The sequence below is a fragment of the Planctobacterium sp. AWH2_060 genome (assembly GCF_056158425.1).
Window position 1 is genome coordinate 3,393,019 of the sequence record NZ_JBSWTG010000001.1, and the last position, 14,249, is coordinate 3,407,267.

At 46.2% G+C, this 14,249-nt stretch carries 11 protein-coding genes; 1 reads left to right on the top strand and 10 read right to left on the bottom strand.

All coding sequences use genetic code 11. The features are described from left to right. Window positions 1-228 precede the first annotated feature (228 nt). Window positions 229-417 carry an N-acetyltransferase family protein gene (locus tag ACXAD8_RS14485; RefSeq protein ID WP_475230000.1) on the bottom strand — a complete coding sequence of 63 codons (189 nt, stop codon included), beginning with the start codon at window positions 415-417 and terminating at the stop codon, window positions 229-231. A 146-nt stretch (window positions 418-563) separates the two neighbouring features. On the opposite strand from ACXAD8_RS14485, the gene ACXAD8_RS14490 reads away from it, so the two are divergent. Beyond that, window positions 564-734, top strand: a complete 171-nt coding sequence (locus tag ACXAD8_RS14490) for a hypothetical protein (RefSeq protein ID WP_475230003.1) — start codon at window positions 564-566, stop codon at window positions 732-734. A 39-nt stretch (window positions 735-773) separates the two neighbouring features. Here ACXAD8_RS14490 and ACXAD8_RS14495 read toward each other — a convergent pair whose 3' ends face one another. From ACXAD8_RS14495 to ribA, 9 genes are read right to left on the bottom strand one after another with little or no spacing between them, the layout of a single operon-like run. After that, window positions 774-1,712 (bottom strand): glycosyltransferase family 2 protein, encoded by a 939-nt coding sequence (locus tag ACXAD8_RS14495; protein ID WP_475230006.1) that lies wholly within the window; start codon window positions 1,710-1,712, stop codon window positions 774-776. After that, entirely contained in the window at window positions 1,688-2,506 is an 819-nt protein-coding gene (locus ACXAD8_RS14500) for a hypothetical protein (protein ID WP_475230008.1), read from the bottom strand. Before ACXAD8_RS14500 ends, ACXAD8_RS14495 begins: the two co-directional genes overlap by 25 nt. 16 nt (window positions 2,507-2,522) lie before the next feature. Beyond that, entirely contained in the window at window positions 2,523-5,321 is a 2,799-nt protein-coding gene (locus tag ACXAD8_RS14505) for a ligand-binding sensor domain-containing protein (protein WP_475230011.1), read from the bottom strand. Window positions 5,322-5,331: 10 nt separating this feature from the next. Then, the gene (locus tag ACXAD8_RS14510; protein WP_475230014.1) at window positions 5,332-7,005 is read right to left on the bottom strand and encodes a hypothetical protein; all 1,674 of its coding nucleotides are present in this window, start codon (window positions 7,003-7,005) and stop codon (window positions 5,332-5,334) included. 34 nt (window positions 7,006-7,039) lie between these two features. Beyond that, a complete protein-coding gene (locus tag ACXAD8_RS14515) occupies window positions 7,040-8,689 on the bottom strand; it encodes a hypothetical protein (protein WP_475230017.1) in 1,650 nt (549 codons plus the stop codon). Window positions 8,690-8,709: 20 nt separating this feature from the next. Continuing rightward, entirely contained in the window at window positions 8,710-9,450 is a 741-nt protein-coding gene (locus ACXAD8_RS14520; RefSeq protein WP_475230019.1) for a sulfotransferase, read from the bottom strand. Continuing rightward, window positions 9,443-11,275, bottom strand: coding sequence for a WD40 repeat domain-containing protein (locus ACXAD8_RS14525; RefSeq protein WP_475230023.1), 1,833 nt, complete (start codon window positions 11,273-11,275; stop codon window positions 9,443-9,445). Before ACXAD8_RS14525 ends, ACXAD8_RS14520 begins: the two co-directional genes overlap by 8 nt. 14 nt (window positions 11,276-11,289) lie before the next feature. Then, window positions 11,290-12,660 (bottom strand): hypothetical protein, encoded by a 1,371-nt coding sequence (locus tag ACXAD8_RS14530; protein WP_475230026.1) that lies wholly within the window; start codon window positions 12,658-12,660, stop codon window positions 11,290-11,292. Beyond that, window positions 12,657-13,928 carry a GTP cyclohydrolase II RibA gene (gene ribA, locus ACXAD8_RS14535; protein ID WP_475230030.1) on the bottom strand — a complete coding sequence of 424 codons (1,272 nt, stop codon included), beginning with the start codon at window positions 13,926-13,928 and terminating at the stop codon, window positions 12,657-12,659. Before ribA ends, ACXAD8_RS14530 begins: the two co-directional genes overlap by 4 nt. Between the last annotated feature and the right edge of the window lie 321 nt (window positions 13,929-14,249).

A 14,249-nucleotide genomic window follows, 5' to 3' on the forward strand; every position in this document is an offset into this window, starting at 1 on the left:
GCGATATCCCTGCCAGTTTACCTGCTTTCCAGTTTTCAAAGTTGTCCCTCAATGATTTGTGATATTCAAACCTGGAATACAGTGCACACACCAGAGTCGGTACAAATAAAAGTGTTATTGCGAATAAGTACACTAGATAAGTCAAAAGTCACCTGTTCAAAGCTGATGTCACAGAAATTACTATGAAATGATTAAATTTATAGCTGAGTTATCAGCGATTAAGGAAGGTTAATCCAGTTGTTTCAGAAAACATACCACTCTTTCTGTTTCAACAAAGCCCAGTTTGCCATGAATGGCGATGCTCTTGGTATTGCTGGTCTCAGTATCACTCGCCAGCTCGCTAAAACCCCGGTCTTTTGCCCATTTTTCAGCACATGCCATGAGCATAGTGCCACCAAATCTTATCCGGACAGCCATAATAACTTTGCTTCATTTCAGATTCCAAATATTAGAAACTAAGCTAGAGACTACGAGAACTACGAGGACACCCACCCTAAATTTGATAAAAAGCCTAAAATTACCAGGACACCCACACTAAACTTAATAAACAACCAACAGATGTTGTGTTCGAAGTTCGGTCAAATCAGACCCATTCGCTAGATAAGGCTAAAGTGCAGATAAAACCTGAAGATTGGCAACAAGGATGTATTTGTAAGTCTGACTTGAGCTACATGGACGTAGTGAATGCCGATTTTGCAGGAGCAAAAATCGGCCAGTCAGACAACAGTGGTTGATTTAGCTTGCTTTGTCGAACTGAAGTTCAACCTACAGGCTTATGTTTGCATAGCTATTGGGAATTGAAGTTCAAGCGAGTATGAAAATTCGTCGATAAACTCTGATGCCTCAATGGCAATGGCGCAATTATTGGTTTTTTGGGATTGCTGATGGATCTCTTTTGCACGGGTCAGGATGGCATTTTGCCAGTCGTCATTGTTTTTAAATGAAGACTTTGTGGCTTGGGCAATGTTCCTTAACGCGCTTAATGCACCATCAAGGCCGGTGCCATTGCTCCATCTGTCGCCAATACGGCCCTGGTTGTGTTGTCTCGCTGCGGAGAGCTTATCAGCCAATTGAGCCACTTTGGGATGCCAGGCAAGTAGCCGGATATGATAATCCCAATCCTGAAACATACTGATGGCCGACCAGAGTCCGGTTTTAATACAAGCCGAGCGCCTGAACAAGCCGGAATCCGTGCGCCATTGGCTTTTTAGGATAAAAGCAATAACCAGGTTAACGTGGTCGGTGTAATCCCCCCTGCCCCCGACATAAACTGGCGCATCCCAGTCAGGCTGCTCAGTAAACTGGATGGTGGGTGACCAGACAAAATCCAGATCCTCAACAATTAACTTTGCCACTTGTTTATTTAATTTTTCTGGATGAATCACATCATCCGAATCCAGAAATTGTATGAACTCCCCACGACACAACCTCAGTCCTTCGTTTCGGCATAAGCTGGCATTTCGATGTTGATGGTACTGGTAATCAATAGTGAATTCTGACGACTCAGTCACAGCTCTGAATTGCTCAACCATCTCTTTGGTATGATCCTGTGAAGCATCGTCCATAACCAGCACTTCAATGGGGCGGTAGGTCTGATGCGCTAGCGAATCCAATGTTGCCTTTAACAATTCTGCGCGGTTATGGGTAGGAATAATGACTGACACCAAACCCCTGATGTAACTTGCTTTTATCCCGCTTTTTGGCTGATGCATCGCTCGTATTCCCTAATCCGTTGCAAGAGATTCTTTTCAAACACCTGTGCAAGAATTGCAATCACTTTTTTGCGATCCCCTGGGCTCCAACAAGCCCTGTTTTCCAGACCGTAACCCGCCGCGGTTTTATTGGCATCGATAATGTACAACTCACCATCCTGCTTACAGCGCATAACGTCCAACTCACCGAGATCCATGCCGATTTCTTTGCTAAACAACAACATGTTTTGAATTTCTGTTGGGCTAAGCACATCTGAAGCTAGCATGGGTGTCAGTTTATGTCGTTTGCATTGCCGGATGTCGCTTGTGGGGTAGTCCCGCTGCGAAACATAAACCAGAGGTATCTCGCCTAAAATGACGGGAATGCGATATTCAATCTGCAAACCTTTTTCTCTGGTTTCAATAATGCGCTGATAAACCCAGTCTTCCTCCACTTTATCTACCGGGCAATCAACCACAAAACCATGCCTGACGGCGTTGCCATCGGGTTTAAAGATACACTTGCCCTGATACTTCGTCGGATCAACGAAAGTTGTATGGCCAAAAAGCCGGGAAATGGTGCTTTCCACATGTTGTTTACTGATATCAATGCAATCAATGTTGATGACAGGTTTGGTTTGCGCAATTTCCTCCAGTATTTCAGGAACCTGCAAAAAGGTTTCATCCTCCCACAACACCGCAGCATCGAAAGGTCGCTCAGGTGATAAGGTTATTGAGTAATCCAGATGATGGAGTATTACAGCGAGACCATAAGGCTCTTTGTCAGGATAAGTTGGCGCACAAAATAATTGCATAACATTCTCATTATTATTAGGGATTCAGTCTGAAAATATTGCAGCCTACGCAGGCATACAGCGTGTCTGACTCATTGTCGAAAGCAATATTGCTAATATCAGCCAGCGAAGGTGGTAGTGTTTTTGCAGTTAAGGGGGACGATTCAATGTCGCAGGAAAAGAAAAATGAAGGTTGCTTTGAGACTTTATCAAACCCCAGAATCGCTATTTTTGCGCCCTGACTTACACTAATCTTGCTGACGCTGATATTCGCCGGGACAGCATCAACTCGGCTTACCAGATTATTGTCCAGCGCCAGATTAAACAGCCCTTCATCCGTGCCCAGCCAACAGTTTTTCTGACCTATATAACAAAGCGCCATTACGCTGGAATTTTCAAACTCAGAAACGCCCTCGCCATTGAGCCGCAAAACCTCACAAGCCTCGTTTACCAACCTCAGGCTGGTTTTGTTTCGCCTGGCAGCCGCAGTCCTATCCTGAAATCTGGCTTGGTTTAGCTTGTTAAATGCCACCAACGTAACTCCGGCGCAATTTGTAGCCAGCGTACTGACTGGGCCCGTGGGAAGCTCCGGGTAGGTATAGATTTTCTCTGCCTGTCTATTGTGCTGATTGACTCGCGCCAGTCCGCAATTAGTGCCAACCCAAATGTGGCCACTTACCGGGTTAGATAAGGCAGTAATGTGCCGAGATGGCAAATCACCAACTCGATTATCTTGATTGGGTTTAATAATTTTAACATGACTGTCCAGTGAAGCTAAAACCAAACCCGCTTCGTCCGAGCCTGCCCATACAAGCTGTTCTTGCTCCTGCTGTGCGATGGCGAGATAGGGACGATGTGCCACCTCAATGGCTACTGTTCTTCCAGAGTTGTGAATTTGAGTGGCTGCAATTGCTTCTGGGCGACCAGTAATAACCCAGGGGGAAGCCACTGCAAACTCTGTGGCAAACTGTTGTGCGCCTGCTGTAAAATTCTGCAGGTATCCAGCACTCTTACCATGCAGCATAAGCCAGAATACTCCGCCGCCTTGCGATGCAATCCACAGATTATCTTGCTCATCAAAGGCCAATGAGGTTAACGGATCCGAGCCAAACTCATTAATCGAAAGCAGCTCTGATGATAAACAGTCGAGGCGATACAAGAGGCCGTTATTATCCGCAATCCACAGCCTGTTATGTGCCAAAGCCAGTGAATTAACCTGCGTCGTTATTGCATCGACGGCTTCAAACTGCCGCCCCTTAAGTTGCCGACACAATCCTTTGTCAGTCCCCACCCATACCCTGTCTTGCTCATCGACAAGGATTGCGGTGATTTTGGTTGATGGCAATCCCTGTTCTTTCCCGTATTGGATCCAGATATCTGCAGATTTTTGCTGAAACAAGCCCTTATTCGTGGCTACCCAAAGTGTTTGCTTGCTGTCTGAGTAAATTGCAGAAATTGATTTTTGAGCAAACTGTTTCTCATAAACTGGTGATATGGCTTTATCTTTTTCTGTCCAACAACACAGCCCGTTGTCAGTGCCAATGTATAACTCATGGTCTTTATTATTCGCTAATAAAGCCGTGACATTGTTGCCCGTTAATCCGTTTTCTTGTGTGTAATAGCGCCAGGCTTGAGTATCGATACTGTAATGTACAAGCCCGCCATAGGCGCCAACCCAGACTTCATTTTCCCGTAGTTGAGCGAGGCACTGCACATTGTTATTGGGCAGATTATCGGCACTACTGAGGGTTAACCATTCGCCGTTTTCAAGATTGTATCGGCTAATCGCCCCCCAGGTACCTATCCAGACATGCTTTGTGCCACTTTTAAGCACAGCCATAGTATAGGTGTCAGCGAATTCAGAAGGAGTGGTATAGATTTGCCATGTGTTCTCAACCGGATTGTAGCGACTCACACCGCCGCCCCATGTGGCTATCCACAGGGTATTTTTCGAATCCTGAAATAGTCCCCATACCATGTTGTCACTCAAACCATCCGCTTGAGTTAGGGTTTTGAATACTCTGGCGGTATAGGATTGGTTATTTGGGTAGTCGAACTGACTAATACCATTTCGCGTCCCTGCCCAAAGGCCACCACTTTCAGAATAGGAAAGCGTTTGCACGGTATCTGATCCCAGGCCAGATTGCGTGGTGTAGGTCTGCCAGTGTTCATCACGCTGGTTATAACAAACCAGCCCTTGATTGCTGGCAAACCAGACGTTGTTTTCTTTGTCGCTGGTAATGCTGTTGATAGCGGTGTTTTTGAGATATTGCAGCCATTTTTGGCCTGTAGATTCAAAACAGGAAACCCCCATAGTCGTACCCACCCAGATATTGCCGAGCCGGTCTTGATGCAGTGCGTTAATGTTGTCGCCAATTAACACATTTTGGCTGTTATAAATGGTCCAGTTCGCCGACGACAGAGACGATAACTCCGCGTTATTAGCCAGCACAGCGATACCACCGCCATTGGTGCCAAACCAGATGTTTTGCTGTTGGTCTTCTAACAAGGACCAAACGGAATTATTAGGTAAACCATCCACCATAAACAGACTGTTCCATGTCCTGCTCTTTGGGCAATAACAACTTGCCCCACTTGCGGTACCAAACCAAATGGCGTTACTTTTGGTTTTTAACATGGAACGAATATCAGGATTTGCCAGCCCATCGACTTCAGTGAAGGTTTGCCAGCGATGCAATTCAGGCTGAAAATAGCTGACGCCACTACCAGAAGTCGCTATGTAAAACCCGTTATTGTCATCTTCTAGTACAACCGTCGCTTTCGCGTTGGCAATACCAGTAGCAATAAACTGAATATCAAGGGGCGTGGCATTCATGATAATTAGCCTATTTCATTGATTGCTGTAACGAAGTGGCTTTGCGATCCATAAGTTGATCGTAATAGGCTTCACGCTCTTTCTGAGTTAAGTCTGAGGAAGCCACCGGATCTACGAAGAATCCGTTGCCACCAATACCAAAACCTAAAAAGCTCATATCTTGCCCTGCCACCTGCGCATTGCCATGACAGCCCATACAACCGCCCATAGTCCACTTAGCCGCGCCGATTTTGTTGTCTTGCGGAGCAGGAGCTACATTGGGACCCGCAGCACCTTTATCATTGCCGGGCAAAGCGCGGTTATTAGTGAAGGTTTGCTCATTACTTTCATTGGGATTTACTACTGTGCCCGTGAACAACTGTAATCCGGGCTGACTACTTTCAACGACGATATTCGCCAGGTAATAATCAAGAGACACTTGTCCATTATTGTCAGGATAGCTCACTGGTTTCGCCTGAACTCCTTTCAGGCGATAATTGCGCCATACAGAGTCGCTGGGCATCAGTGCAGTGACCTGATTATTCACATCGTTCACTTCTGCACTGATAGTTTTTAAACGCTTAACCGGAAACCGAGAGTCGTCAGCTGCTCCAGCCGCTGGCAAGGTATAATCAGTTCGCACGTTAGATGCACCCGATTGCCCGGGCGCATTGACGGAGTAGGCGCCATAAGCATTGGTTTGGGTTGGCGAGTCGTCACCGTACACCAAAGTTTTATAGGACAAGTCAATCTCAGGGTCGATGATCTGATCGCCGGAAGTCACTACCGCATCCACATGCTCAAAGGTGGTAAATATGAAGGTCTGATAGTTATGGGTTTTCTGGATGATGTGTAATGCAATCAGCGCAAACTTGTCGGTAACTGGCTCATAGTCTTCCGCATCACCCACATAGTAAGTGGCTTCCACCTGATGAAACTTGGTGGGGTCGACATTCTTCATGTCGCTGACCCGGCGCCACGCGGATTTTACTTCAATCGTCGAGACCGTGCTGGCTTGATCACCTGTTACCTCAGGGTGAGGAAATTCCAGGCTATCAGGTGCAAACCTTGGGCTGTCGATATCCCAGACATAATCCAGTTCCACATCGTTCACTTTAGCCATGAATAACACCGGGAAATTAGGATCATTACTATGGCTGTAATACAGCATGTTTTGACTAACCTGATTGTTCTCATCCAGGTTGACGTAATTTGCCCCCGTGATGACCTTCTGTTTCGCGGTTCGATTGTTATTGCTTTCACCTAAATAGTAATAATAGGTAGGGGGCTGATTTGCCGGAGATTTCGGCTTGGTACCATCGGCCATGTAGTATGGGAACGCCTCAGCTCTGTGATAGAAACTCTGCCAGACCGTAGGATTGGCTTGTGGTTGATAACCATCAGTATCATTAAAACTTCGGGTGGCGTCGGGTTTAGTTCGACCTGTACCACTTTGCAGGGTAGCAGTTGTCGGCTGGTTTGCAGCAATAAACAAACGCCAGGCGTGATTAGCCAGTTGGGTTTGACTGGCATTAGCCACCAATTCATTGGGGAATTGGTAACCCTTTTGCGTGAGTTCTGAGGCAGTTATGGTACTGCCATCATCGACACCACCTTTGCCATTGTAACCTGCGTATGCAGTGCCTGCAGACAGCAACGCGCTTAATACGGATACGCTGAGTATCCTGATTGTAACCTGTTTCATTTCATTCACCTTTAATGGGATTAAAAAAGTTTCATTAATTAGCTTTTGGCGACGGTAATGGCTCTAAAGCATCAAATATGTGGCTTATTTTCGTCGCGACCTTGTCTTTTCCTGAGCTATGGCAAGAGAAGCAATTGGCGTGATATATCGAATCTTTATTTTCTTTCTGGTACTGGAAAAAAGTCTCCATTGTGGTGTTAGCCAGAAACAGTGAACCGCGGAAGTAAGTATCTGTCGGATCATTATCAGTACTAGGTGGGAACATGTCCGGATACCCTGTTGGAATCTGCCCTTCAGCTGACCAGATACCCCCTACCTGTAGGTAGTTACCTCGAATATCGCCCTTGGCTAATTTAGACAAAACAGATTTGTTGATGGATATCAGGTCGGTGTTATTGTCCAGTGTTGCATCCTTCAAATCGGCAACGTTTTGCACATTACCCCAGGGATTCACCCGGTAGACATCTACCGGACCAATGGGATCTGTGCCTTTGGCAACAATTGCAGTTGTAATAGTACTATCCTGCACATTTTGAGCAGTCGCATTAGCGGCAATTTCGGCAGGACGAGTGCCATTATTAGGGAAGAAAACCCAGTCACCTTTAGCATCGAAGTCGCTCGAACCGGTTTTTTTCTTCTTTTCATTGGTGTAATAATCGTAGCTGTTATCTGGCAGGTTGTTGACGTGTTCAAAGGTACTCCAAATCATTTCAGGATGGCCTTCAACCGTACCGGCGATATGGAACCCTACCATGGCCAGAGTTTTATTCTCTGTCTCACCTGCGTACTCCCATTTTTTTGGATCTTTGGTTCTGTTAAAGATAGGTACAGTGGCCTGAGTGATAATGTAATCATCACGATCCGCAACAGTGTCCGCGTCCACCCAGGATATTTTTAACTCTAAAATCATGGTTTTAGGATCCACCAGCTTTCTGCCATATAGTGCTGAAAGCACATCCAAATCCAACATTTGCAAACCTTTATAGGGAAATTTGTCAGGCATGGTTTCTGCCAACAGTTTAATTTCAGCCTGTGATGCTTTGGGTAAGCCATCAAGCAAACTGGTATCGCCATTTTTGATTTCCATTGCGGTGCGATACATAGCAAAGGCATCGTTGGTATAGATGCTGTAATAAACCAGCGACTCTTTTTGAGATAGCAGAACATCGTCCTCTCCCGCCTGTCCCAACTCAATTGACTCGTCGCCTTTGCCATCTCGAATACCAATCGCCAGCGTGCCATTTGATGCGATAAACTGACGTTTGCTATCACTTTCTACCGAAACATCAAAGAACTGTGGTGGCGTGTTGAACACGTGGTAATTGTTGTTCGCCGTGGTCATCCATAAAAACATACGGGCGCCCCAACGATAAAAATCACAACGGGTATTGTCGCTAAAATCGGCAAAAACTTTGTCAGTACTATTTGCCGCTGTGACCGCCCCATTAGCCGTAACTTTGTGACCGGAAAACCATTTTTTAAACTCGCTATCGCTGACCGTACAGGTCATATCAACATCTGATGGCAATCGTGCATTTTTAACAAACTCATTGTTTGTTTCCTTATGGGTAGTGCCCTTTGAGCCAACACATCCGGCAACCAAAGTGAGTGCTGACAGGGCGATAAGCAAAGACCGGCTTTTAAACAGCCCGCCTTTTTTATGTGTACTATTTTGCGATGACATAATGCATTCCTCTGCTGTAATTAAGTTTCCAGCTCACTCACCAGTGAGTGAGTCGATGGGTTTCGCGACAGTTGCGTTTTCAGCTGACTGAAATTTTCAATCAGCTCTGAAAGTGGATAAGGGTTTTGTTTTCGGCTACCGGCTTCAAGTGAGCACAATGGCAGACCTAACGCCGTCAAAAGGCGCGATTGCTCTTCCGGGTTGAACAGCTCTTCGTAGTCTATGTAAGTGACCTTGCCAGCCACACGGGTTTTAAGCTCGGTGTAGTAATCCTGATTAAAACGAATCGCCTCAAGCAGCTTGTCGGCTTCGACGTGAACAGACTGTAAAGGGCTGACTTCTCCAATGCGGTAGTCTTCCCAAATACCGGTATGCTCAGCGATAAGGCGAGACACATAAACCGCAACCTGATTGCGCCGTGTGAGTACAATTTTGTGGATGTCCGAGTCTTCGCATACCGCCTTAAATGCCCCCATGTGCTGTTTATGGGTCATCTTGAAGCCCACATGCGAGCAACCGAGGTGTTGCGCCCACAAGGAGGCTAAAAACTGCATCGGGTTAGCATCCCGCTGCTGTTTGCTGGCAATACTAAAATCTGTATTTCTCAGGGGCACAGCAACATAAACCCCATCCGGGTTAAACACCTCATGATGGCACAGTACATCGGGATGCGAGTGCAACATGATGCACAGCAAGTTACTGCCACTGCGGGGCGCGGCCAGTATTACAAAGCGATGTACTGTTGCAGTGCAATCAGGCATGACATACAGACTCAACACGCTGCTTCATCGCAGTGTAACGATTAAGCACATCCAGATTGGCGGGATTAACTAAATACACCGAACCATCATAGGAGGTTACAGCTATGTTCTGGTTGATAACCGCAATACCACTAATACCGTTACCGGCTATGGTCTTGCGCGTGACTTTTTCATCGGAAATGCTGACTCGCAGCAACTCCCCCCAATAGTTAGTTACGACAACCGTGTCGTTGTTAACAAAGCACAGGGCTTTCGGCGAGCGGTTGCCGAGCGGAATATTGGCGCGCAGTAAGCCGCTTTCCAAATCGTGAATTTTAAGCACAAAATCTCGACCAGCACTGGCAATGAGTTCGCCTGAAGGTGAAATATCAACGTCATCAATAATGGCGGTATGGGCTTTAAAATCCGCGACTATTTCGCCATTAAAACGCCAGGCGCGAAGTGTCCCTTCGGCACAACAACTGACGCCAATAGGTTTTTCAGGATGTAAAGCCAGCGCTTTGACCGCATTGGGATGAATTGCCAAGCGTTGTTTGATATTCCCGGTCGCCGACAGGTTGACGATAGTCCCGCTGTAGCAGGCAGCAAATACATCCCCCTGATACTGGGGGATTGTCGCTACCCTTAGGCAGTTTAATGGGCCTTCGTTGAGTCGCACTTCCTTGTCACTGCTGGCACTGCGCTCAGGGAAAAAATACAGACACTGATTATGGGCGCCAGCGATGGTATAGCGCGTGATCGGTGACCAGGCAATTGCATTCATGAGAATGCGCCCTTCGGCAGGCTGCTTCTGTTGGTTAAGATTGGATTCCTGCGGGGTTAAGGTGATATCCCGTACTATGCCATCATCACTGACAACAACCAGTTCGTTGCTGTTTTTTGTCGCAAGGTCGTTAAAACAGGCATTGCCTTCAAGGCTTTGGTCACCAATTTCATCCAGCAACAGACCTGATTCAACCGACCAGATAAGTACGGTGCCGTCAAAACTCCCAGCAATTATCTGCCGACCATCTGCACTCCAATTGAAGGACCTTTCCCACAAGGCCTGGTGATGAGCAAGCGTACAAACCAAAGCAAAATCTTTGTTGTCCCAGATCTGAATCTTTTGGTCATAGGCAGCTGAAAGGATATCGCCGGTCACCGGGGACACAGCCACCTTTTTTATCGCGCTCTGGTGTCCTGAGATCTCCCGGATTAAGGTGCCATCTCGCAAATCAAAAACGCGAACAAAACCGTCATCGCAGCCTAAAATAATGCGATTTCGGCCCGGATCGATGGCGCAGGTGTCCGTTTCCGTTTCAAAAGGGCCAATCATATTGAGTTGCTTGCCGGTATCCACGTCCCAAACCCGCAAGGTCATATCATCGCCGGAGGTATACAGCTTTCCGGCTGTGTAGTTTACGCTGAGTACATCTTTCTCGTGACCTAATATAATTTTTTCGATAGCACCATTGTTCAGATCCCAGAGTATGATGCGCTTGTCTCTGGATACAGAAGCGCCTCTTGAGGCTGATAAAAACACAAAATCTTCTACATCGTCACTGTGGCCTCGCAGAATGGTTTTGATCTGCTTGCGGCGTAAATCCCAAATATAAACGTTGTAATCAGAGGAAGCGGTTGCTGCAAAATTTCCCTTTGCATCAACAGTAACGCGATTAACCAGGTGTTCGTGGTATCCAAGGAGTTCAACTTCCATAGAAGTAAAATCAAAGAGCGCAACGGCACTGTCGTAGCCAGAGGTGATTATTTTGTTGCTAAATGGAACATGCGCCGCACAAGTGATTGGGCCGCGATGACGAGTAAATTCATGGTTAATGTCTGACATGTTAGAAGTCCTTATTAAAATGGCATACTGATTTTGTTGAGTTGCTGTGGCCGTAATTGATCACATTTTTGTGCATCAAACTGGGCAACATATTCACGCACACTGAGTCCGTTAACCGCGGCATTGTTGTGATCAGCGCCACTGATTTCGCAGTCTGGAGCTACCTTCAATAATGAATTGAGCCAGTCTATGTATTGTTGTTTTCGGGTACTGGCATCGAAATGCCAATGGCTATAGATGGTAAAAAAGGCGTTGCTCCACCAGAGGTAAGTGTTTTGATACTCAGCAAGCCTGGCCAGTAAGAGTTGGCGGTTTTGCAGCAGATCACAGTGTAAAAACAGATGAGGTAAACGACGACACATTTGCCAATGGGTTTTAAACTTCTGCTGGCCACCCCACTTTTGCAGTTCTTGCTGCCACATGTGGGATATATCAGACCAGTCAATATTATCGGGGGTTGTGCTGTCCCAGAGCTGATAAAAAACCTCAGGATGAGGAAACTCATTGAATAGCTGCGCTATATAGGCCGGGAAGTCTTCGCCATCCCAGTGCTCAATCATGTGCTTCTTAATATCCAAAGCGCTTTGACTGTAATCAAAAAAGACCACATGAGTGTTCCAGCTAAAACCTTTCTCCGCCAAAATACGGTAGGGCTTGAATCCCGCAGCAACGGAAAACAAAGCATCCAGAGGTTTGCTTTCCTGGCTTACATTGAGCTCGCCATAATTTTCAATGTTGAACAGGAAAACGCCGTTTTTAGCGTTGTTGATTTGCCGGTTGATCTTTTCTATAAAACGCTGCTGTGGACTACTTTCATCAAACTTGATCCCGTCCTGTTCCAGTGCGCGACCAAACAAAGAAGCAAACTGTTGCGTGGATTGCTCAAGCTCATTTAGGTAAAAGCGGCAATTGTTGATATCTTTCCCAAGCTCGGGAATAGCTAAATCGCTTGCGTTACTGACTGATATCCAGTTGTCACCGTTGTGACAGCTTTCAGCCTCTGAGAAAGGTGGCAGCCCCAAAGCGCGATAGGTTGATAAATTAACGAGCAAGCAGTCGCTATTCAGAGATTCAGCAGTTTGCTCGGCGGCCACCAGAAAATCGCCCTGTATTGCTAAATTTTGCAGGGAGTCATAAAAACCACTCTTCCCCCAATTTGACAGGTACCAGCGTTCATCAATGATGTGACCTACAGATTGAATCAAACAGAATTCAGCACCTGTTTGATTAGCTTTTGCCAAGATTTCATCAATGCTTGTGGCTTCAATAATCTCACCCTGATAGCGATAACGGGTCCAGGAAATAGTGAGCTCTCGAAGCTTTTTATAGGCAGTATCACTGTCTTCATAATCACGGCGCAATAAGCCAAAAATACAGTTTTTCATATAGCAACATCCAATTGTTCCGGGGCGTAAAGCGCTTCAGTTAAGTCCACATTGAGCAGCGTTCCTTTGCCAAATTTTTCGGCAATTATTTCGTCTTCGGGAAGAGACGGTACCAGGTTAGTGAGGGCCTGAACCGCTTCAGGAATATCGTGAGATGCAACGAATACCGAGAGCTTATCAACCGCATTCTGGCTCAGAAATGACTTGATAAGGGTTGGACCGCCCTCTACCAAAAGCGATGTAACACCAGCGCGTTTTAACTCTTGCAACGGTGAAGACAAAGCGCGGTTTTCACAATAGATTGCATGGCAACCTCTGATGCTTGCGGCTTCCGCCCCTATCACAAAAGTTTCTCTTGGTTGGGAATCATCCCTGACTTCAAAGTTGTGATGACCACCAAAGATCACGCGATGAGGCTGGCTTTTCGGCTTTCTGCCTAAGCACTCTGCACGACTTGTTAGTTTTGGTGCGTCATTTCTCCAGGTATTAGCTCCCACAGCGATAGCGTCATATCGCTCCCGAAGCTGGTGCACGCGCTGCCAGTCTTTTTCACAAGAGATAGCCATACATTGCCCTTTGGCATCTGCGAGTTTTGACTGGTTTGTAATTGCGAAGTTGACGTGAACAAAAGGGCGATGAGATGGGTGAGGTGAAGAGTGATGATTCAGTTCTCTGGATTCGTACAAAGACCGGGTTTTTATCATATGCCCCATTAATTTTTGTTTTGTATCCAGATAATCAATAGAGCTACAGGTTGGCGTGGCGGGAACTGGTATTCGACCGGATACATTGATGCCAAGCTCCGTTAGCTGCGCAATTTTATCCGGATTGTTGGTCATCAGCTTGATTGATTCTACTGAGAAGTAGTCCAGAACATCTTTTACGTCTTCATAGGTTCGTGCATCTACGGGCAAACCCAGCTTTGTATTGGCATCAATGGTGTCATAGCCTTGTTCTTGCAAAGCATAAGCACGCACTTTATTGACTAACCCGATTCCCCGGCCTTCTTGCAATAAATAAAGCACGATACCGCAATGCTTGTGAACATAACTCAAGGCGTAATCGAGCTGCTGTTTGCAATCACATTTCTGGGATCCCAGCACTTCAGACGTAAAACATGATGAGTGCACTCTCACCGGGAGGTTGTGTTGATGGTTTAACTTTCCGTGGTGCACTGCCACCACGTCTAATCCCTGTGAATTTGTAAAAACAGATACGTCAAACGTCCCCATCTCCAGGGGTAACCGTGTTCTGGCCTCAAATCTCATTTTGACTCCTTTTCCAAGCTGCAGAGAACATATTGCTCCCTGTTCAAAGCGGGTTAGCTTCTACTGTCAATCACCACAAAAGGTAACTTAAATACCCATACTTAAAGTAGGTGATAGTCAGTTATTTAGCTATTACACCTGCTTACAAATTTTCCTTTCTTGATTAACTGCTTGAATCCAATGAGAAAGTAATTCACCAACCACGAGACCTGGCTATAACAAACCCTGTAAAAATTAATCAGAACAATTAATCAGAACAGCCACAAACTAATCTGGACAGCCATAACAACCGGCGTTTTTCAAGGTAGTTGCCGCCTAAGC

What these genes read in the sequence shown, in the direction of transcription:
- ACXAD8_RS14485 (WP_475230000.1), bottom strand. Translation starts at nt 417, where the DNA reads ATGGCTGTCCGGATAAGATTTGGTGGCACTATGCTCATGGCATGTGCT.
- ACXAD8_RS14515 (WP_475230017.1), bottom strand. Translation starts at nt 8,689, where the DNA reads ATGTCATCGCAAAATAGTACACATAAAAAAGGCGGGCTGTTTAAAAGC.
- ACXAD8_RS14510 (WP_475230014.1), bottom strand. Translation starts at nt 7,005, where the DNA reads ATGAAACAGGTTACAATCAGGATACTCAGCGTATCCGTATTAAGCGCG.
- ACXAD8_RS14520 (WP_475230019.1), bottom strand. Translation starts at nt 9,450, where the DNA reads ATGCCTGATTGCACTGCAACAGTACATCGCTTTGTAATACTGGCCGCG.
- ACXAD8_RS14500 (WP_475230008.1), bottom strand. Translation starts at nt 2,506, where the DNA reads ATGCAATTATTTTGTGCGCCAACTTATCCTGACAAAGAGCCTTATGGT.
- ACXAD8_RS14495 (WP_475230006.1), bottom strand. Translation starts at nt 1,712, where the DNA reads ATGCATCAGCCAAAAAGCGGGATAAAAGCAAGTTACATCAGGGGTTTG.
- ribA (WP_475230030.1), bottom strand. Translation starts at nt 13,928, where the DNA reads ATGAGATTTGAGGCCAGAACACGGTTACCCCTGGAGATGGGGACGTTT.
- ACXAD8_RS14505 (WP_475230011.1), bottom strand. Translation starts at nt 5,321, where the DNA reads ATGAATGCCACGCCCCTTGATATTCAGTTTATTGCTACTGGTATTGCC.
- ACXAD8_RS14530 (WP_475230026.1), bottom strand. Translation starts at nt 12,660, where the DNA reads ATGAAAAACTGTATTTTTGGCTTATTGCGCCGTGATTATGAAGACAGT.
- ACXAD8_RS14525 (WP_475230023.1), bottom strand. Translation starts at nt 11,275, where the DNA reads ATGTCAGACATTAACCATGAATTTACTCGTCATCGCGGCCCAATCACT.